16 protein-coding genes and 1 pseudogene are annotated in these 19,193 nt (G+C 71.0%); 12 read left to right on the top strand and 5 right to left on the bottom strand.

Annotation, left to right across the window (positions count from 1 at the left end):
* On the top strand, window positions 1–1,086 hold a 1,086-nt coding region (locus IR155_RS11535; RefSeq protein WP_135114973.1), incomplete at its 5' end, for a dihydrolipoamide acetyltransferase family protein.
* A 472-nt stretch (window positions 1,087–1,558) separates the two neighbouring features.
* Here IR155_RS11535 and IR155_RS11530 read toward each other — a convergent pair.
* Both IR155_RS11530 and IR155_RS11525 read right to left on the bottom strand, forming a co-directional pair.
* Entirely contained in the window at window positions 1,559–2,143 is a 585-nt protein-coding gene (locus tag IR155_RS11530; RefSeq protein WP_135114972.1) for a flavin reductase family protein, read from the bottom strand.
* An 89-nt stretch (window positions 2,144–2,232) separates the two neighbouring features.
* Window positions 2,233–2,877: a TetR/AcrR family transcriptional regulator gene (locus IR155_RS11525; protein WP_228067078.1), complete on the bottom strand. Its 645-nt coding sequence runs from the start codon at window positions 2,875–2,877 to the stop codon at window positions 2,233–2,235.
* A gap of 145 nt (window positions 2,878–3,022) precedes the next feature.
* Between IR155_RS11525 and IR155_RS11520 the strand changes: the two genes are divergently transcribed.
* The 6 genes from IR155_RS11520 to IR155_RS11495 all read left to right on the top strand — a co-directional run bounded on the left by IR155_RS11520 (window position 3,023) and on the right by IR155_RS11495 (window position 10,767).
* Window positions 3,023–4,687, top strand: a complete 1,665-nt coding sequence (locus IR155_RS11520; RefSeq protein ID WP_135114970.1) for an ABC transporter substrate-binding protein — start codon at window positions 3,023–3,025, stop codon at window positions 4,685–4,687.
* A gap of 112 nt (window positions 4,688–4,799) precedes the next feature.
* Window positions 4,800–5,624: an ABC transporter ATP-binding protein gene (locus IR155_RS11515; RefSeq protein ID WP_135114969.1), complete on the top strand. Its 825-nt coding sequence runs from the start codon at window positions 4,800–4,802 to the stop codon at window positions 5,622–5,624.
* Window positions 5,621–6,445 carry an ABC transporter ATP-binding protein gene (locus IR155_RS11510; protein ID WP_135114968.1) on the top strand — a complete coding sequence of 275 codons (825 nt, stop codon included), beginning with the start codon at window positions 5,621–5,623 and terminating at the stop codon, window positions 6,443–6,445. Before IR155_RS11515 ends, IR155_RS11510 begins: the two co-directional genes overlap by 4 nt.
* Window positions 6,442–7,437 (top strand): ABC transporter permease, encoded by a 996-nt coding sequence (locus tag IR155_RS11505; RefSeq protein ID WP_135114967.1) that lies wholly within the window; start codon window positions 6,442–6,444, stop codon window positions 7,435–7,437. The genes IR155_RS11510 and IR155_RS11505 overlap by 4 nt, the downstream gene beginning before the upstream one ends.
* 1 nt (window position 7,438) lies before the next feature.
* Window positions 7,439–8,476, top strand: coding sequence for an ABC transporter permease (locus IR155_RS11500; RefSeq protein ID WP_135114966.1), 1,038 nt, complete (start codon window positions 7,439–7,441; stop codon window positions 8,474–8,476).
* On the top strand, window positions 8,473–10,767 hold the full coding sequence (locus tag IR155_RS11495) for an exo-beta-d-1,3/1,6-glucosidase (RefSeq protein ID WP_233441191.1): 2,295 nt from the start codon (window positions 8,473–8,475) through the stop codon (window positions 10,765–10,767). The genes IR155_RS11500 and IR155_RS11495 overlap by 4 nt, the downstream gene beginning before the upstream one ends.
* A gap of 658 nt (window positions 10,768–11,425) precedes the next feature.
* On the opposite strand, the gene IR155_RS11490 is transcribed toward IR155_RS11495, so the two are convergent.
* Entirely contained in the window at window positions 11,426–12,748 is a 1,323-nt protein-coding gene (locus tag IR155_RS11490) for an O-acetylhomoserine aminocarboxypropyltransferase/cysteine synthase family protein (protein WP_233441190.1), read from the bottom strand.
* 199 nt (window positions 12,749–12,947) lie between these two features.
* Here IR155_RS11490 and IR155_RS11485 point away from each other — a divergent pair.
* The 4 genes and pseudogenes from IR155_RS11485 to IR155_RS11470 all read left to right on the top strand — a co-directional run.
* Window positions 12,948–13,904, top strand: a pseudogene (locus IR155_RS11485) (pyridoxal-phosphate dependent enzyme); the annotation flags it as partial.
* 107 nt (window positions 13,905–14,011) lie between these two features.
* Window positions 14,012–15,169, top strand: coding sequence for a cystathionine gamma-synthase (locus IR155_RS11480; protein WP_135114964.1), 1,158 nt, complete (start codon window positions 14,012–14,014; stop codon window positions 15,167–15,169).
* A 189-nt stretch (window positions 15,170–15,358) separates the two neighbouring features.
* Window positions 15,359–16,000: an acyl-CoA synthetase gene (locus IR155_RS11475; protein ID WP_135114963.1), complete on the top strand. Its 642-nt coding sequence runs from the start codon at window positions 15,359–15,361 to the stop codon at window positions 15,998–16,000.
* Complete coding sequence (locus IR155_RS11470) at window positions 15,997–16,311, top strand: amino acid transporter (RefSeq protein WP_233441189.1); 315 nt, start codon at window positions 15,997–15,999, stop codon at window positions 16,309–16,311. The genes IR155_RS11475 and IR155_RS11470 overlap by 4 nt, the downstream gene beginning before the upstream one ends.
* A gap of 7 nt (window positions 16,312–16,318) precedes the next feature.
* On the opposite strand, the gene IR155_RS11465 is transcribed toward IR155_RS11470, so the two are convergent.
* Together IR155_RS11465 and IR155_RS11460 are read right to left on the bottom strand one after the other, a co-directional pair.
* Complete coding sequence (locus tag IR155_RS11465) at window positions 16,319–17,104, bottom strand: hypothetical protein (RefSeq protein ID WP_135114962.1); 786 nt, start codon at window positions 17,102–17,104, stop codon at window positions 16,319–16,321.
* Complete coding sequence (locus tag IR155_RS11460; RefSeq protein ID WP_135114961.1) at window positions 17,101–17,763, bottom strand: hypothetical protein; 663 nt, start codon at window positions 17,761–17,763, stop codon at window positions 17,101–17,103. The genes IR155_RS11465 and IR155_RS11460 overlap by 4 nt, the downstream gene beginning before the upstream one ends.
* A gap of 179 nt (window positions 17,764–17,942) precedes the next feature.
* Between IR155_RS11460 and IR155_RS11455 the strand changes: the two genes are divergently transcribed.
* Window positions 17,943–19,187, top strand: coding sequence for a hypothetical protein (locus IR155_RS11455; RefSeq protein ID WP_135114960.1), 1,245 nt, complete (start codon window positions 17,943–17,945; stop codon window positions 19,185–19,187).
* Window positions 19,188–19,193 lie beyond the last annotated feature (6 nt).

Below are 19,193 nucleotides of genomic sequence, written 5' to 3'. Positions count from 1 at the left end.
GCCCCAGCCGACCCCGAACTCGAAGCGCACCGCGCCGAGGAGCGCGCCGGCTCGGGCAACGTCCTGATCGGCTACGGCACGACGGCGGGCTCCGGCGCCCGGCGCCGTCGCCCCCGGCGCGTCCCGCCGTCAGGATCGGTGGGGCGGATGTCGCCTGCCGGGCCCGACACGCGCACGTCCGTCACCCATCCCCTGAGCGCGGCACCGCAGAAGCCGGCCGTGCGCTCGCCGCTTGTGCGCCGGCTCGCCCGCGACCTCGGGGTGGATGTCGCCGCCATCCGTCCGACGGGGCAGGATGGCGCCGTCACCCGCGACGACGTGCTGCGGGCCGCGAGGCTGGAGTCACCCGACGGGTCCGCGGTCGCAACACAGACCCGTCGGACCGCGCCCGCGGGTCTTGCGGAGGCCTCCCGCGAGCGGATGTCGATGCTTCATCGCGCCGCGGCCGCGACGTACACCCGCAGCCGCGCGGAGATCCCCGAGGCGACGGTCTGGGTGGATGTCGACGTCACCGACCTGTGGAACCTGCGGCCGGCCATGGCGGCACCGGGGGAGCGGCCGCCGTCGTTCACCGCGCTGCTGGCGCGCTTTGTGCTGCTCGCGCTGCGGGATCATCCGCTGCTCGCGGGCAGGGTCGACGGCGACGAGCTCGTCACGTTCGACGGCGTCCACCTCGGCGTCGCAACGGACACCCCGCGCGGCCTGATGGTGCCGGTGCTGCCGCGCGCCGATCGGATGTCGGTCGCCGAGCTCGACGGAGCCCTCCGCACGCTCGCCGACGAGGCGCGATCCGGATCACTCCCTCCCGCGCGCCTGAGCGGATCCACGTTCACGCTCAACAACTACGGCGCGTTCGGGGTGGATGGATCGGCCGCGATCATCAATCACCCAGAGGTGGCGATCCTCGGCGTCGGGCGCGCGCTCGAGCGGCCCTGGGTCGTGGGCGGCGTGATGGTGCCGCGCCGGATCGCGCAGCTCTCGCTGGTCTTCGACCACCGCGTCTGCGACGGCGGCTACGCGGCGCGCTTCCTCCGCCAGGTCGTCGACGCGCTCGAGTCGCCGCTGTCCCTCTACGGGAACCTCTGACTCGGCGAGGGAGGCTGTGCGAGCCGTCATCTCGACTCGCTCCGCTCGCTCGATAACCGGGGGTGGGCAAAGGCCTGCGCCCCCACCGGTTGCTGAGTGAGCGCCAGCGAGCCGAAGCGACCCGCCCCAAGCCGCCCACCCGTGCGAGCCGTCATCTCGACTCGCAAGCTCGCTCGATAACCGGGTTAGGCCACAGACCTGTGCCCCCACCGGTTGCTGAGTGAGCGCCAGCGAGCCGAAGCGACCGCCCGAAGCCGCCCGCCGGTGCGAGCCGTCATCTCGACTCGCAAGCTCGCTCGATAACCGGCCGAAGCCGCCCGCCCGTGCGAGCCGTCATCTCGACTCGCAAGCTCGCTCGATAACCGGGTTGGGCTATGGGCCTGTGCCCCCACCGGTTGCTGAGTGAGCGCCAGCGAGCCGAAGCGACCGGCCCGAGCCCTGCGAGCGTGCGAGCCGCTTCTGAAAAGAACGCCTAGATCCGGGTGTGCTCGCCGAGGGCGTGCCAGGTGCGGTTGTGGTAGACGAGCGGGGTGTCGCTGCCCGGCTCGCGGTTCGTCTGGCCCTGCAGGGCATGCGCGGCGATCACGGTCGATCCGCCGGCCTCAAGGCGGCTGACGATCGCGCAACGGGTCCACGCGCGGACGCCGGGGAACACGGGCTCGCCGGTGGGCAGGCGCGTCCAGCGGGAGGTGTCGGCGAAGCGGTCGACGCCGCTCGTGGAGGCGAGCTTGGCGAGGTCGAGGTCGGCGGCGTCCAGCAGGTGCACGACGATCGTGTCGGCGGCGAGGATGGACGGCGTCGCCGATGACTGCGATGAGACCGAGAAGATCAGCATCGGCGGGTCGGCGCTCACCGAGGCGACGGAGGTCGCGGTCAGGGCGACGGGGCCGCCGGGCCCCTCGGCGGTGATCACCGCGACCCCGCCGGGGTGACCGCGGAACAGGGTCTTGAAGCCTTCGGCGTCGAGCGCGCCCGGTACGGAGATGAGGTCGCCCGCGGTGCGCCCGTGCGCCTCCTCGAGGTCGCCCGGAACCCGCTGTGCACTGGACTCGGTCATGCCTTCGACGTTACCTACGGGGGAGCGTCCGAGGGTCGCTCGGCGTCTCGGGGCGCAACATTAGGGCTGTTGCCCAGGTTGCGGCCAGGTCAGCGCGCGGGATCCGGGGTCGCCACGAATCGCGGCTGCGGGGAGAGCACGGCGGCGACGATCGCCTCGATGGCGAACTCGGTCGCGGGGCCCAGCTCGACGGCCTCGGGCTGCAGCAGCCATTGCACCTGCAGCCCGTCCATGACCGCGAGGATGCTCGCCGAGGCGTGGGTGATCGTGTCGGGCTCGGTGACGCCGTGCTGCGCGCACACCTCCGCGAAGGCGTCCGCGATGCCCGATCGGAGGTTGCGGTACCGCACCTGGAAGTACTCGCGCGCCGGATGATCGTCGGTCACGGATTCGCCCGAGAGCACGGCGAACGCCTGCACGATCCCTGCTCGGCGCGCGTTCGCGAACGCGGTGCGCACCAGATGCCGGAACATCTCGAGCCCGCCGGGGATGTGCTGCTCCACGAGGTCGGCGACATCCGTCTGGTCGCGGTAGTCGAGCACCTCCAGCAGCAGCTGCGTCTTCGAGCCGAAGTGGTGGAGCACGCCGGCGTGCGTCATGTCGACCTGGTCGGCGATCTCGGCGAGCGTGCCGCTCGCGAAGCCCTTGGCGCCGAAGATCTCCATCGCGGCGTGCAGGATCTCCGCGCGCTTGCGCACCGTCTCGGGTCGGGACTTCGCCTGCTTCCTCGCCATGATCACGATTTCCTCTCGGTCGAGTTCGGCACCATCATCCTCTCTTTACAAGTTACTTACTCATCAGTAACTTCATGGAAGCGCTTCCGGAATGGCCCGGGAGCCATCCCTGCAATCACAGGAACGTCTCTTCGAAGGAGAAGCGATGAAGAAGAAGTCACTGGTCTTCGCGGTCGGCCTCGCCACCGCGCTCGCCCTCAGCGGGTGCGCCGCAGGCGGCGCCGAGCCGAACGAGTCGGCCGCCGCGCCGGAGCCGGGTGCCGCACTGACGATCGCCAAGCCGGATGGCGCCATCACCACCGAGTCGAACAACCCGTGGGTCGGCGACTCCTCGGCGAACAAGCTCGGCTACAAGAACGTCGTCTTCGAGCCCCTCGCGATCGTCAACCCCACGGGCGACAACGAGACCACCCCGTGGCTCGCCGAGAAGGTCGAGTGGAACGACGACTACACGCAGCTCACGATCACCCCGCGCGCCGGCGTGACCTGGAACGACGGCGAGGAGTTCACGGCCGACGACATCGTCTTCACGTTCGAGCTCATCCGCAGCACCCCCGCGTTCGACACCGGCAACATCCAGCTCACCGACATCACGAAGGACGGCGACAACGTCGTCCTGAGCTTCGGCGAGTCGAAGTTCGTCAAGCAGGCGCAGGTGCTCAACATCCAGATGGTGCCGGAGCACATCTGGGCCGAAGTCGAGGACCCCACCACCTTCACCAACGAGAACCCCGTCGGCACCGGCCCGTACGTCCTCGAGAGCTTCAGCTCGCAGTCGGTCACGATGACCGCGCGCGACGACTACTGGGGCGGCGAGCCGGCCGTGCCGACGCTCTACTACGTCTCCTACAACGACAACACCGCCCTCACCACGGCCCTCGCCAGCGGCGAGGCCGACTGGGCGCAGGCGTTCATCTCAGACATCGAGAACCAGTACCTCTCGAAGGACGAGAACAACATCTTCTGGCCCGCCAACGTGATGGCGCCCGACGTGCTGTTCCTGAACACGCAGGAGAAGCCGTTCGACGACGTCGCGTTCCGCAAGGCCGTCAACATGGTCATCGACCGCGAGGCGCACACCACGATCGCGCGCGAGAACGCCGGCCCGGAGCTGACAAGCGTCACGGGTCTGCCGACGCCGGTCGGCGAGCAGTACATCGCGCCCGAGTACCAGGGCGTCGAGTTCGAGATCGACGTCGAGGGCGCCAAGGGCATCCTCGAGGACGCCGGCTACACCTGGGAGGGCGACGCCCTCATCGACCCCGACGGCGAGCCCGTCGAGTTCACGCTCCAGGTGCCGCAGGGCTGGAACGACTACGTCACGGGCATCAGCCTGATCGCCGACCAGGTCACGTCCACGCTCGGCGCCGACGCCAAGGTCGACACCCCCGACGTCGACACCTGGACGCAGAACAAGCGCGCGGGAACCTTCGACGCGATCATGCACTGGACGGACTCGGGCACCACGCCGTACGACCTGTACTCCGACACCATGGACGGCCGCTGGCTGAAGGCGGGCGAGCTCGTCGACTACAACTTCGGCCGCTACGACAACCCCGAGGTCACGGAGCTGCTCAACACCTACGCGAACGCGTCGAGCGACGAGGAGCGCACGGCGGCGATCGAGCAGGTGCAGAAGGCGTTCGTCGAGGACGTCCCGGTCATCCCGGTCGGCACGCACCCGATCCTCGCCGAGTTCAACACCCGCAACTACGTCGGCTGGCCGAGCGACGAGGACCCGTACGCCCCGGGCGACCCGCTGCAGGTCGCGGCGGTGCAGGTGCTCATGAACCTCGAGCCCGCGGAGTGATCTCCCCGCGGGGGCCCGGCACCTGCCGGGCCCCCGCCTCCCCGACGTCCCCTGTGTCACCGGTGCCCGCGCGGCACCCTGCGCGCCTGCGCCCGTGATGAAAGCGATCCCGATGCCAGACCCCCTGCTCAGCGTGCGCGACTTCTCGGTCGTGTACGACGTCACCCCTCCCGTCGAGGCGGTGAAGAACGTGTCCCTCGAACTCCAGCGCGGCGAGATCCTCGGCCTCGCCGGCGAGAGCGGCTGCGGCAAGACCACGCTCGCCTACGGCGTGCAGCGTCTGCTGCGCGCGCCCGCCGTGATCACCGGAGGCAGCGTCGTCTTCCATGACGCGTCGGACGGCGACGTCGACATCAACGGCCTCAGCCCGGAGCAGATGCAGCGGTTCCGCTGGGACAAGGTCTCCATGGTCTTCCAGGGCGCGATGAACGCGCTCAACCCCGTGGCGACGATCGGATCCCAGCTCGACGACGTGTTCGTCGTCCACCGCCCCGGCATGTCGAAGCAGGCCCGCCGCCGCGAGTGCGAGGAGCTGCTGGAGATCGTCGCGGTCGGCCGGGAGCGCTACCGCTCCTACCCGCACGAGCTGTCGGGCGGCATGCGCCAGCGCGTGATGATCGCGATGGCCCTCGCCCTGCGACCGCAGCTGATGGTCATGGACGAGCCGACGACCGCGCTGGATGTGCTCGTGCAGCGCGAGATCCTGCGGCAGATCTCCGAGCTGCGCCACGAGTTCGGCTTCTCGGTCATCTTCATCACGCATGACCTTCCCCTGCTGCTCGAGATCAGCGACCGGATCGCGATCATGCGCGAGGGCGAGATCGTCGAGCTCGCCGCGTCGCGTGACATCTGGGAGCGCCCGCAGCACGACTACACCAAGAAGCTGCTGAGCTCCTTCCCCCGGCTCACCGGGGCGCGGGGGGTGCTGACGCGATGACCACCCTCGAGTTCCGCAATGTCACCAAGCGCTACCGCGTGCGGGGCGCAGAGCCGATCCTGGCGCTCGACGACGTCAGCTTCACGCTGCGGGAGCGCCAGACGATCGCGCTCGTCGGGCAGTCCGGATCCGGCAAGTCGACGATCGCGAAGATCCTCACCCAGCTCGAGACCGCCACCGCAGGGGAGGTGCTGCTCGACGGGCAGCCCATCCCGCGCCGGGGCCGCGGCCTGCGCTCGTACCGCCAGAAGCTGCGCATGGTGTTCCAGGATCCGTTCGCCTCCCTGAACCCGTACCACTCCATCCGCTACCACCTCGAGCGGCCGCTGCGGCTCGACAACGTGGTTCCCAAGCGGGAGACCGAGGCCGAGGTGCGCCGCCTGCTCGAGCGCGTCCGCCTCGAGCCCGACGCCGTGATCGACCGGCGGCCGCACGAGCTGTCGGGAGGTCAGCGGCAGCGCGTCGCCATCGCCCGAGCGCTCGCGTCGCGGCCGAGCCTGCTCGTGGCGGACGAGCCCGTCTCGATGCTCGACGTCTCGATCCGCGTCGGCGTGCTCAACCTGCTCGCCGAGCTGCAGCGCGACGAGGGCCTTGGCGTGCTCTACATCACCCACGACCTCGCGACGGCGCGGCACTTCTCGGACGAGATCATGGTGCTCCACCACGGCCGGGTGGTCGAGCGCGGACCGGCCGACGACGTCATCCTGAACCCCCAGCACGAGTACACCCGCGAGCTGCGCGCCGCCTCGCCCGACCCGGAGAAGCACTTCGCGTCGGCGCCCGGCATCGCCGCCGCAGCCACGGACGGAGGCGCCGCATGAAGAACTCATCCAGGTTCATCCTGAACCGCGCCGTGTTCTACCTGTTCACGCTCTGGGCCGCGATCACGATCAACTTCCTCGTGCCGCGCATGATGAAGGGCGATCCCGTCACCGCGTACATGAACAAGTACCGCGGTCAGCTCTCGCCCGAGGCGGAGCACGCCATCCGCACTCTCTTCGGTCTCGACAAGGACACGTCGCTCTGGCAGCAGTACCTCGACTACTGGGGGCTGCTGCTGCGCGGCGACCTCGGGCGGTCGTTCTCGAACGGCCTCACGCCCGTCGGCGACGTCATCGCGGTGGCGCTGCCGTGGAGCATCGGGCTCGTCGGCCTCGCGACCGTGCTGTCGTTCCTCGTCGGCACCGTGACCGGTGCGGTCGTCGGCTGGCGGCGCGGGAGTCGCGCCGACGTGATCGTGCCGATCACGACGTTCTTCTCGACCGTTCCCTACTTCTGGCTCGGCCTCATCGCGATCGCCGTGTTCTCGTCGACGCTCGGCTGGTTCCCCGCATCGCACGCGTACGACAAGGGATCGTCGCCCGAGTTCTCGCTCGACTTCATCGGGCAGGTCATCGCCCACGGCGCGCTGCCGCTCATCACGATCCTGATCGCCTCGCTCGGCGGATGGATCCTCGGCATGCGCAACATGATGCTCACGGTGCTCGACGAGGACTACGTCACGGTCGCGCAGGCGAAGGGGATGCCGAACTCGCGCGTGCTGTGGCGCTACGCCGCCCGCAACGCGGTGCTGCCGCAGCTGTCGAGCTTCGCCCTGTCGATCGGCTTCATCGTCAGCGGCACGATCGTGATGGAGCTCGTGTTCTCGTACCCGGGCGTCGGCAAGATGCTGCTCGACGCGACCGCCGCGAAGGACTACCCGCTGATGCAGGGACTCTTCCTGATCATCACGCTCGCCGTGCTGTGCGCGAACATCCTGGCGGACATCGCGCACGCCATCCTCGATCCGCGCACTCGTCAGTCGGAGGCCTGAGATGACAAACACCGCCGCAGCAGAGATCCCCGCGGTCGGGATCGGCGCGCCCGAGACGGCCACCATCCGATCCGCCACGGGCGGCGAGTCGCCCGGACGCAAGACCGTCGCGGGGCAGATCGCCGCATCGTTCGCGATGTTCCGCAACCCGAAGTCGGTGGCGGGGCTCACGATCATCGGCGTGTTCGTGCTTGTCGCCCTGTTCGGCGACCTGATCGCCCCATACGGCCCGATGGACAAGGACTACCAGGCGCTGCGCCAGGGGCCGTCGCTGACGCACCTGCTCGGCACGACCCACATGGGCGAGGACATCTTCAGCCAGATCGTGTTCGGCACCCGCGGCGTGCTCGTCGTCGGGTTCCTCGCGGGCCTGATGGGAACCGCGATCGCGGTGATCGTCGGGGTCATCGCCGGATACACCCGCGGCTGGAAGAGCGAGTCGCTGTCGGCACTCACGAACGTCTTCCTCGTGATCCCCGGCCTGCCGCTGATCATCATCGTGGCGTCGTCGTTCGAGGATCCGCCGCTGTGGATCATCGCGCTCACGCTGGCCGTGACCGGATGGGCCTGGGGCGCGCGGGTGCTGCGCGCCCAGACCATGTCGCTCCGAAACCGCGACTTCATCCAGGCCGCCCGTGCCAACGGCGAATCGATGCCGCGGCTCATCTTCGTGGAGATGCTGCCGAACCTGCTCGCGATCATCGCGTCCAGCTTCGTCGGCACCGTGACGGCGGCGGTGCTGGGCCTGACGACCCTCGCGTTCATCGGCGTCATCCCGATCTCGAACCTGAACTGGGGCACCATCCTGTTCTGGGCCCAGCAGAACGGCGCCTTCCCGACCTACTGGTGGTGGTACGTCCCCGCCGGACTCTGCATCGCCATCCTCGGCGTCGCCCTGTCGCTCGTGAACTTCGGGATCGACGAGTACGTCAACCCGCGCCTGCGCTCGGCGGGCGAGCGCGCGCGGGCGATGAAGAAGCGCGGCCTGAGCGCGACCTCCGCCGTGACCGCCGTCCGTCCCCAGGGAGACAACACGTGACCACCGACATCGACACCGCCCTCTACCTCGACAGGGCGGCGCCGGTCGACGCGCGTGTCGCCGATCTCCTCGCCCGCATGACGGTCGAGGAGAAGATCGGGCAGATGCTGCAGCTCGACGCCCGGGACGACATCGACGACCACATCCTGCGTCGGCAGGCGGGATCCATCCTGCACACGTCGCCCGAGCGGCTCGAGCGGGCCCACGCGCTGACGGCGCAGACCCGCCTGCGGATCCCGCTCGTCGTCGCGGAGGACTGCATCCACGGCCACTCGTTCTGCGAGGGCGCCACGATCTTCCCGACGCAGCTCGGCATGGCGGCGACCTGGGACGCCGCGCTGGTCGAGAAGGCCGCGCGCACCACCGCGGTGGAGGTCGCCCCCACCGGCGTGCACTGGACGTTCTCGCCGGTGCTGTGCATCACGCGCGACCTCCGCTGGGGCCGCGTGAACGAGACCTTCGGCGAGGATCCGCACCTCATCGGCGAGCTCGCCTCGGCGATGGTGCGCGGCTACCAGGGCGACGGGCTGACGGATCCGACCGCGATCCTTGCGTCCGCGAAGCACTTCGCCGGCTACTCCGAGACGCAGGGAGGGCGCGACGCCAGCGAGGCCGACATCTCCCGCCGCAAGATGCGCTCGTGGTTCCTGCCGCCGTTCGAGCGCGTCGCCCGGGAGGGGTGCCGGACGTTCATGCTCGGCTACCAGACCACCGACGGCATCCCGATCACGATCAACGAGTGGCTGCTCAGCGACGTCCTGCGCGGCGAGTGGGGCTACACCGGCACGCTCATCACCGACTGGGACAACGTCGGCCGCATGGTGTGGGAGCAGAAGGTGCAGCCCGACATCGCCCACGCCGCCGCCGCGGCGGTCAAGGCCGGCAACGACATGATCATGACCACGCCGACGTTCTTCGAGGGCGCCCTCGAGGCGATCGAGCGGGGGATGCTCGCCGCGAGCGATCTCGATGCGGCCGTCTCGCGCATCCTGACGCTCAAGTTCGAGCTCGGCCTGTTCGAGCAGCCGCGGCATCCCGACCTCGTGCGCATGGCGGAGGTGCTCGGCGCCCCGGACCACGCGGCGCTCAACCTCGAGATCGCCCGGCGCTCGCTCGTGCTGCTGCAGAACGACGGGCTGCTTCCGCTGGACGGCGGTCTCACGGCCGGCTCGGACGGCCGCGCGCTCGCCGCCGGCCCGACCCGCCGGATCGCCGTGGTCGGGCCGCTCGCGGACGACGCGCAGACGCAGCTCGGCGACTGGGCAGGGAACTCGGGACAGGCCGGCTGGCTGCCCGACGGGCAGCCGCGCGAGATGATCACCACGGTGCTCGACGGGCTGCGCGCCCACGTGCCGTCCGGCTGGGAGGTCACCCACGCGGAGGGCGCCGAGATCCTGTCTCTCGTGCCCGACCCCGCCGGCGCGCACTTCCCCGACGGGCAGCCGCGCCCCTTCGTGGTCGAGCCGGCCGAGCCCGATGACGCCCTGATCGCGGACGCCGTGGCCCGCGCATCCGAGGCCGACTACGTCGTCGCCGTCGTCGGCGACCGGATCGAGCTCGTCGGCGAGGCGCGCTCCACCGCGACGCTCGAACTCGTCGGGGCCCAGATCGCGCTGCTGGATGCGCTCGCCGCCACGGGCAAGCCGCTCATCGTGATCCTGCTCGCGTCGAAGCCGCTCGTGCTGCCGCCCTCCGCGCTCGGCGCATCCGCCATCCTGTGGGTCGCGAACCCCGGCATGGAGGGCGGCCGTGCGATCGCCGAGCTGCTGCTCGGCCTCATCGAGCCCACGGGCCGGCTGCCCCTGTCGTTCGCGCGGCACGTCGGCCAGCAGCCGACGTACTACAACCAGATCCGCGGGCAGCACGGCGACCGCTACGCCGACCTCACGCAGAGCCCCGCCTGGGCGTTCGGCGAGGGGCTCAGCTACACCACCGTCGAGTACGCCGACGCCCGGATCCTGACGCCCTCGGTCACCGCCGGCGACACCGTGCGCGCCGAGGTCACCGTCCGCAACACCGGATCGCGTCCCGCGCTCGAGACCGTGCAGGTCTACGTCAGCGACGTGGTGACGTCCGTCAGCTGGGCCGACAAGGAGCTCAAGCACTTCGTGCAGGTTCCCCTCACCCCCGGTGAGGAGCGTGTCGTCGAGCTCGAGCTGCCCGCGTCGGCCTGCACCATCGTCGACGCCCAGGCCCGCCGCGTCGTCGAGCCCGGGGAGTTCGAACTGCGGATCGGACCCTCCTCGCGCGACGAGCAGCTGCTGCCGGTGAGGTTCGAGATCACCGGCTGAGACCCTCTCGCCTGGCCCCTGGCAGTTCACTCCTCTGGCGGCGGGGCGAGAGACACGGGCCGCGCGCGGGTGCTTGTGGTGAACACCCGCGTGCGGTCTTTCTTTTCAGGAGCGGCTCGCACGCTCGCGCCGACGCTTCGCGCCGCCACTCGGCGAGCGAGGCAACGTCGCTTCGCTCCGCTGCGGCAGCGCTTCGCGCTGCGGGGGTCGCTTCGCTCCACGCTCACTTCGTTCGCACAGGGGCACAGGTCCTGCCCCTCACCCCGCGGTTATCGAGCGAGCTTGCGAGTCGAGATGACGGCTCGCGCGGGCGGGCGGCTTGGGGGCGGTCGCTTCGGCTCGCAAGCTCGCTCAGCAACCGGTGGGGTAGAGGTGCGGCGTGTGCACCTTTGCGGACCTCGATCGATGCGTTTGCCGCACCTCTGCGAGTACCCAACCCCGGTTATCGAGCGAGCGGAGCGAGTCGAGATGACGGCTCGCACGGCTGGGCGGCTTAAGGTCGGTCGCTTCGGCTCGCAAGCTCGCTCAGCAACCGGTGGGTGGCACAGGTCCGTTACCCCGGTTATCGAGCGAGCGGAGCGAGTCGAGATGACGGCTCGCACGGGTCGGTCGCTTCGGCTCGCTGGCGCTCGCTCAGCAACCGGCGGGGGCACCGGGGTCAGGCCTTGGCGACCGCGTCGAGGGCTTGGCGCAGGTCGGCGATCAGGTCATCCGCCGTCTCGATGCCGACCGACAGGCGGATCAGGCCGTCGTCGATCCCGAGCCGGTCGCGGTGCTCCTGCGTGAAGCCCACGTGCGTCGTCGTCGCCACGTGAAGGGCCATCGACCGCGTGTCGCCGATGTGGGTCATCCGGCTCACGATCCGCAGCGCGTCGTAGAACGCCTCGGCGGCCGCCCGGCCGCCGGCCAGGCTGAACGCGAACACCGATCCGGGCTTGCCGCCGTAGATGCGGTCGGCCAGCTCGCGGTGCGGGCTGTCGGGCAGCCCGGCGTAGTCGACGCGGCCGACCTCGGGCTGCTCGGCGAGCCAGTGCGCGATCCGGTGCGCGTTGTCGCGGTGACGGTCGACGCGCAGCGCGAGGGTCTCGATGCCCTGCTGCAGCAGGAACGAGTTCAGGGGCGAGAGCGCCGGCCCCAGGTCGTTCACGATTCCCGTGCGGAGGTACACCTCGAGGGCTCTGCGGCCGTGCTTCTCGAGGATCGACCGCCCGCCCGCCGGGGCATCCGTGATCCCCGGGTACGCGCGCGACGCGCCCTCCCAATCGAAGTTGCCGCCGTCCACGATCACGCCGGACAGCCCGGCGCCATGCCCGCTCAGCTGCTTGGTCGAGGAGTGGATGATGATGTGCGCGCCGTCCTCGAACGGCCGCGTCAGATACGGCGTCGCGACCGTGTTGTCGACGACGAGCGGCAGCCCGTGGCGCGCCGCGACCCGCGCGACGAAGGCGACGTCGACGATGTCGCACCGCGGGTTCGGGATGCTCTCGGTGAAGATCGCCTTCGTCTCGGGGCGGATCGCCGCATCCCACTCGGCCTCGTCGGTCCAGTCCCACACGTAGTCGACTCCGACGCCGAGGCGGGGGAGCGTCCGCTCGAAGATCGTCTGCGTCCCGCCGTAGACGGTCGCGGTCGAGACGATGTGCTCCCCGGCCCCGGCGAGCCCCAGCAGGGTCGTCGTGATCGCGGCCTGGCCGGAGCCGACCAGGATCGCGCCGGTTCCGCCCTCGAGCGACGCGATGCGCTGCTCGGCGACGATGTGCGTCGGGTTCTGATTGCGCGAGTAGATCTGTCCGGGATCCTCGCCCGTGAAGCGATCCCATCCCTGCTGCAGCGAGTCGAACCGGTAGCCGGCGGTCAGGTAGATCGGCGTGATCCGCGCGCGGTAGCCGTGCGCGTCGGTGTCTCCCACGTGCACCGAGCGGGTTTCGAAGCCGAGGCCGTCCCACTCGTACAGCGGCGGCCGGATCTCGTGTGCGCTCACGCGCCAAACGTATTGCGTCGCCGGGGTGATTGGCGGATCGCATGACCCCGCGTTACCGTTGTCGCGTGCACACCTGTCGCTGTTGTCGCTGAGCCCTCCGCCCTCGCCGGAGCGGCGTTCGCTCCCTCCGAGCGCCCCACGACCACGACAGCCTCGCGGCGATGTCCATCCCGTCGCGACCAGACCTGAGGACCCTCTCTTGCGTTATGCACATTCCGTCGCCGGCCTCGTCGGCGGCACCCCGCTCGTCCGCCTGAACCGCGTCACCGAGGGCATCGCCGCCACGGTGCTCGCCAAGGTCGAGTACTTCAACCCCGGCGGCTCGTCGAAGGACCGGATCGCGGCGAGCATCATCGACGCGGCCGAGCGCGAGGGCAAGCTCCGCCCCGGCGGCGTGATCGTCGAGCCGACGAGCGGCAACACCGGCGTGGGGCTTGCCCTCGTGGCGCAGGAGCGGGGCTACCGCACGGTGTTCGTGGTGCCCGACAAGGTGTCGGAGGACAAGCGCAACGTCCTGCGCGCGTACGGCGCCGAGGTCGTGGTGACCCCGACGAACGTCGAGCCCGCCGATCCCCGCTCGTACTACTCCGTCTCCGACCGCCTCGTGCGCGAGATCCCGGGCGCCTACAAGCCCGACCAGTACTCGAACCAGAACGCGCCCCGCAGCCACTTCGGCTCGACCGGTCCCGAGATCTGGGCCGACACCGACCGGCGGGTGACGCACTTCGTCGCGGGGGTCGGCACGGGCGGCACCATCACGGGCACGGGCGGCTTCCTGAAGCAGGCGTCCGAGGGGCGCGTGCGGATCGTCGGGGCCGACCCTGTCGGATCCATCTACTCGGCGGATGACCCGTCGGGCGTTCACGGCTACCTGGTCGAGGGCGTCGGCGAGGACTTCTGGCCCGGCGCCTACGACCCGACGGTCGTCGACGAGATCCACCGCGTCTCGGACGCCGAGTCGTTCGCGATGACGCGCCGGCTCGCGCGGGAGGAGGGCCTGCTCGTCGGCGGATCGAGCGGCATGGCGGTCGTCGCCGCGCTGCGCGCCGCGCGCGACCTCCCCGCCGACGCCGTGGTCGTTGTGCTGCTTCCCGACCACGGCCGCGGCTACCTCGGCAAGGTGTTCGACGACGACTGGATGCGCGCGAACGGCTTCGAGGTCGACGGCCCCGAGCCCCTCGTTCCCGCCTCGCTCCACGCGGAGCTCGCGGATGCATCCGCCAAGACCCAGACAGACGACGACGCCACCGCAGGGAGCATCGCATGACCGCAGAGACCAACCCCCGCTTCGACACCAACGCCGTCCACGCAGGGCAGGCGCCGGATGAGACGACGGGCGCGGTGATCCCGCCGGTTCACTTCTCCACGACCTACGCGCAGGACGGGATCGGCGGCCTCCGCGCCGGCTACGAGTACGGGCGGTCGGGCAATCCGACCCGCACGGCGCTCGAGACGCAGCTCGCCGCGATCGAGGGCGGGGCGCAGGCGCTGTCGTTCGCCTCGGGTCTGGCCGCGGAGGACGCGCTGCTGCGCGGCCTGCTCCAGCCCGGCGACGAGGTGCTGCTCGGCAACGACGTCTACGGTGGCACGTATCGCCTGATCGCGCGGGTGCTCGGGCCGTGGGGAGTGAAGCTGCGGGTCGTCGACCTCAGCGACCCGGCGGCGGTGGACGCCGCTCTCGCCGAGCGCGCGCCCAAGGTGGTCTGGGTCGAGACGCCGAGCAACCCCCTGCTGCGCATCACCGACATCCGCGCGCTGTCCGACAAGGCCCACGCCGCCGGATCCCTCGTCGTCGTCGACAACACGTTCGCCTCGCCCGCCCTGCAGCAGCCGATCGCCCTGGGGGCCGACGTCGTTGTGCACTCCACCACCAAGTACCTCGGCGGGCACTCGGATGTCGTCGGCGGCGCGCTCGTGTTCGCCGACGCCGCGCTGGCGGAGCAGCCGAAGTTCCTGCAGTTCGCTGCCGGCGCGGTGTCCGGCCCGCTCGACGCATGGCTGACCACGCGCGGAATCAAGACCCTCGCCGTGCGGATGGAGCGCCACTCGTCGAACGGACAGGCCGTCGCCGAGTTCCTCGAGGGTCACGACCGCGTCGCCCGCGTCTACTACCCGGGGCTCGCCTCGCACCCCGGCCACGAGATCGCCGCGGCGCAGATGTCCGGCTTCGGCGGCATCGTCTCGCTCGCCCTGGGCGACGCGGCTGCCGCCCGCCGGTTCGCCGAGTCCACGCGCCTGTTCACGCTCGCCGAGTCGCTCGGCGGCGTCGAGTCGCTCCTCAACTACCCCGACGAGATGACGCACGCCTCCGTCCGCGGCACCGAACTCGCGGTGCCGGACGACGTCGTGCGCCTCTCGGTCGGCATCGAGCACATCGACGACCTCGTCGCCGACCTCGACCAGGCGCTGGGCGCGCTGTAGGCCCCGGTCGGCTGCTGCCGGGCTTCGACTGGTGCTCCGCGGGATCACTGGTCTCGCGGGCACCAGTAATCCCGCGGAAGACCAGTCGGAGCCCTTGCCGCAACCCCGATCGGCGCGGGCCTCCGGCGGGAGCACAGGCTGGCGGACCTAGACTGGATCCGTCCCTTTCGGCACCATCCTGGATCCGCCATGCCTGCCAGCACCCCGTTGCGAGTGACCTCCGGTCACATCCAGCTGCTGCGCGCGCTGTTCGCGGCGATCGCGGCGCTGATGATCACGTTCTCTCCAGATCACTCGTCCGAGGTCGGGCTCGCGGTGTTCGGCGGATTCGGGATCGCGACGGGCCTCGTCTTCGCGGTCGCGGCGTGGCTCGTGGCGCCCGCCGGGCAGCGCGGATCCGCCATCCTCCTCGCCGCGATCCACCTTGCCGCGGGGATGGCGGCAAGCGCCGTCGTGCTGCGCTCGGACACCCTGTTCTTCGTTGTGGTGATCGCGTGGGCGCTGCTCGCGGGCCTCACCGAGCTGCTTGCCGCGATCCTCCAGCGGGCGCGCCTCGACCGCAGTGCCGCGCGCGACGGGATCGCCGTGGGCGGACTGACGATGCTGCTGGGCGTCGCGCTGCTGTTTGTGTCGCCGAGCTACGAGCTCCACTACTTCATCGAGGAGGCCGGTCGCGAGTTCACGCTGACCGGCACCACCATCGCCGTCGGGCTGCTCGGCGGCTATGCGGCGATCGCGGCGGTGTTCCTGGGAATCGCGGGTCTCTCACCCCAGCCTGCCGCCGCCACCGAGACCGACGCCGCCGTGACGGCGCAGGAGGACCGCCCGTGACCGACAAGCCCACCCGTCGCGACCTGATGCGCCCCGCCCAGCTGCTGGGGATCGCCTTCGGCGCCGCGCTCTTCGCCGGCGTCGTGACCGCGGTCACCATGGGCGCCTTCCAGGCGCTGCCGGGCGAGGCGATCGCGCGCGCCTGGTCGACCGCGGGCATTATGGCGGGCGTCGCGTTCATCGTTGTGCTGCTGGGCCTGTCGATGCTGCTGCTCGTGGTCGATCCCGCGGCGCAGTCGAAGACGATGGATCGCCCCGTCCTGCTTCCCAAGGACGACAAGCGCGACGGCGACGAGACGCCGGAGAGCTAGATCCGGATCACTCGCAGGGCTGGGCGACGTCCGTCGGGGCGCTGACCTCGGCCGCCGTTCCCCAGCCGGTGAACGTGAAGGATCCGTCGCCCGACACGTCGCCCGCGAGGAACGCGGACGGGAGCGGCGGGCCGACCGCGGCCAGCGTGAGCGTGCCGAAGGGGCTCTCTGCCGCTCCGACGACACCCTCGGTCGTCTTCGCGCCCGGCTCCGGCTCCATCACGGCGAACTCCTCCGCACCGGACAGCAGCGCCTCGACGAGCTCGGCCGGCTCGAGCAGCGGCGCCCAGTCGCCGAGCAGCACATCGGGGGACGTTGTGCAGACCCAGCCCTCGCCGAACGCCTCGACCCCGGTGGTCTGCGCGTACGCGGGGTTGCCGCGAACGTAGGACAGGCCGTCGACCATCACGATGTCGACGCTGACGTCTCCCGCGGTGACCGCCGCGCTCAGGCGCCCGTACTCGCCGGTGTAGCGAAGGGCGATCCGACGATCCGTGTACGGGTCCTGCTCGGTGTCCTCGGGGGTGACCAGCTCGGTGAATGATCCCTCGATCGTCACCGGGCCGGCGTCGCGCATCGCCCGGACGATCTGCGCGATCGCCGGCTCGCCCGTCAGCAGCCACAGGCCGTTGTCGCTGCTGTCCGGGTCCCACCGCGACACGTCTGCCTCGGGCGGCGCCGGCTCGGGCGGCGACTCGGCCTCGGCCTGCGCGTCGCGCGAGCAGCCGGCGAGGGCGAGTGCCAGTGCGGCGGCGCCGGCGAGCAGGGCGAACGGGCGCTGGAGGCGCATCATCCCGCGGGCTTGGCGTCGGCGACGCACGCGCTCTGCGCGCCCTGCGCAGCGAGGTCGGCGGTGTTCAGCGTGACATCGGCATCGAGACCCGCCTCGCGCACCACGAAGCACGTATCGGCGTCGTAGAGGCCCGCCGCGGCAGGCAGCCACGCATCCGTCCCGCCGCGCACCTGTCCGGACAGGTCGACGATCTGCCCGTCGCCGTTGAGCGCGTACAGGCTGTACACGGCGTCGGGACCGTTCCAATCGACGTGCAGGGTCCCCTGGGAATCCGTCACCGTGAGGCCCGTCACAACGACATCGGTGGCTGTCAGCGCCGACACGATCATCCAGGCCGCCATACCCGCCATCGAGAGGAACGTCAGGACCGCCGACACGATGAAGGCCGGATGCGCCCACCATCGGCGGGGGCGCTGCTGCCGTGCGGTGAGGGTCGGCAGGGGCCAGCCGCCGCGTCCGAGCGGGGGCTTCGGCTCGGCTGAGCGCAGCGTCGGCTGACCGGGCTCGACCCCGAGCAGCGTTCCGCCGGGGGAGCGAGCGGGCTCGGCGACCGCGGCGGGCTCGGCCGCGCGGGCCGGTCCAGCGGCAGGCGGGGGCGAGGGGGCGCCGACCTGGGCCGGCGCGGAGCGTTCGCGCAACGCGCGTCGCGACTCCGACATGCGCGATCCCCCTCCGGCCGTCCGGCGCCGCGGGTGCGGCCCCGGATCCGATTCTGCACGTCTCGCCGCCGGAGCGCATTCCGACGCCCGGGCAGGGCTCCACCCCGGGCCTCGTCGCCGGCCGTCCTAGCATGGAGCGCGTCGGCCGCGGGGGACGGCCGAGGATGAGGGAGGGCCGGATGCGCGCACGGATCGCGGCCGCCGTCGGCCGGGTCGTCCTGCTCGTCGCCGTCTCCGCCCTCGCCGTCGGAGGAGCGGGCGGCGCCACCGGCGCCGCGACCGGCGCCGGCTACACCGGCCCGAACGCCGTCGCGGTGCCTTACACGGGGGAGAAGGTCGTCAAGCCCGCCGACGGCTGGCGGCTCACCGACTGCCCCGCGGTGATCGCCGGCGGCGCGCCCCTGGTCACCGCCTGCGACCCGGGCGAGGGCTTCACCGTCGTCTCGCCCGGATACGACCCCGAGTTCGGCTCGATCATCGTCCCGGTCGCCCTGACCAACGGCCGCTCCAGCACAACGATCGACTACGTGCTCTCGCTCGAGCCGCCCGCGGTTCCCGAGATCCTCGTGAAGACCTACCCCTTCCCCGCGCCGTCCGGCGGCACCCTGCTGATCCCGATCAGCGACCTCGGCGTCGAATGCACCGCGTGCGCGAAGGGAGGCGGGCTCGAGGTCACCTCGTTCGCCCCGGTCGGCGCGGCGACGATCCTTCCCACCGAGACGCACCTCGTGATCCGGCCGAAGACCTCCTTCGAGGGTCCGCTCGAGGTCACCGTCCGCTTCGGCGACATGTACGGCGGCTGGTCGCAGCCCACCATGATCACGGTTCCGGTGTCCAAGCAGGGCGACGACGCCCCCCTCGCGCAGCACGTGCAGCGCCCGCTTCCCGCCGAGGGCGGCGAGATCGAGCTCGCCGAGCTCATCCATGTGCCGGAGGGCGCGGCCGACGCCGAGCAGCACATCCTGTGCGGTGGAGCGATCCACGGCACCGTCGTGTGCGACGCATCCGGCATCGCCACCTACCGGCCGTTCGAGAAGGCGCTCGTCGACCAGTTCTCCTTCCACGTCGCCCGCGGCGGCGATGTCGTGACCGGCTCGGTCACGCTGGTCGCCGAGGGGGCCGACGTCGGCCTTCCCGAGCGGCTCGCGCCGGCCGAGCCGCGCACCGAGCCCAGCCCCGCCCCCACACCGAAGCCGGAGCCGGAGCAGACCGAGCAGCCGGAGGACGGATCGGGCGAGGCGGACGCGGGATCGGACGGATCCGGCTCCGAGGACGAATCGGAGGAGGAGAAGGAGCCTCAGGAGTACGTGCTGCTGCGCGTGCCCACGCCGCTCGTTCCGCCCACGCCTCCGGAGGACAGCGGCGCGCAGGCGGGCATCTTCACCCCGCTCGTGGACCTTCTGGACCGGGTCGGGGCACGATGAGCAGAG

The organism is Microbacterium paludicola (genome assembly GCF_015235415.1).
Classification (GTDB): domain Bacteria; phylum Actinomycetota; class Actinomycetes; order Actinomycetales; family Microbacteriaceae; genus Microbacterium; species Microbacterium paludicola.
Note: the sequence above shows the minus strand (reverse complement) of the source record. Positions and strands in the feature narration are given on the sequence as shown.

Coding starts and splice junctions, on each gene's coding strand:
- IR155_RS11460 (WP_135114961.1), bottom strand. CDS start 17,763: ATGTCGGAGTCGCGACGCGCGTTGCGCGAACGCTCCGCGCCGGCCCAG.
- IR155_RS11455 (WP_135114960.1), top strand. CDS start 17,943: ATGCGCGCACGGATCGCGGCCGCCGTCGGCCGGGTCGTCCTGCTCGTC.
- IR155_RS11505 (WP_135114967.1), top strand. CDS start 6,442: ATGAAGAACTCATCCAGGTTCATCCTGAACCGCGCCGTGTTCTACCTG.
- IR155_RS11480 (WP_135114964.1), top strand. CDS start 14,012: ATGACCGCAGAGACCAACCCCCGCTTCGACACCAACGCCGTCCACGCA.
- IR155_RS11510 (WP_135114968.1), top strand. CDS start 5,621: ATGACCACCCTCGAGTTCCGCAATGTCACCAAGCGCTACCGCGTGCGG.
- IR155_RS11500 (WP_135114966.1), top strand. CDS start 7,439: ATGACAAACACCGCCGCAGCAGAGATCCCCGCGGTCGGGATCGGCGCG.
- IR155_RS11530 (WP_135114972.1), bottom strand. CDS start 2,143: ATGACCGAGTCCAGTGCACAGCGGGTTCCGGGCGACCTCGAGGAGGCG.
- IR155_RS11525 (WP_228067078.1), bottom strand. CDS start 2,877: ATGGCGAGGAAGCAGGCGAAGTCCCGACCCGAGACGGTGCGCAAGCGC.
- IR155_RS11465 (WP_135114962.1), bottom strand. CDS start 17,104: ATGATGCGCCTCCAGCGCCCGTTCGCCCTGCTCGCCGGCGCCGCCGCA.
- IR155_RS11515 (WP_135114969.1), top strand. CDS start 4,800: ATGCCAGACCCCCTGCTCAGCGTGCGCGACTTCTCGGTCGTGTACGAC.
- IR155_RS11475 (WP_135114963.1), top strand. CDS start 15,359: ATGCCTGCCAGCACCCCGTTGCGAGTGACCTCCGGTCACATCCAGCTG.
- IR155_RS11520 (WP_135114970.1), top strand. CDS start 3,023: ATGAAGAAGAAGTCACTGGTCTTCGCGGTCGGCCTCGCCACCGCGCTC.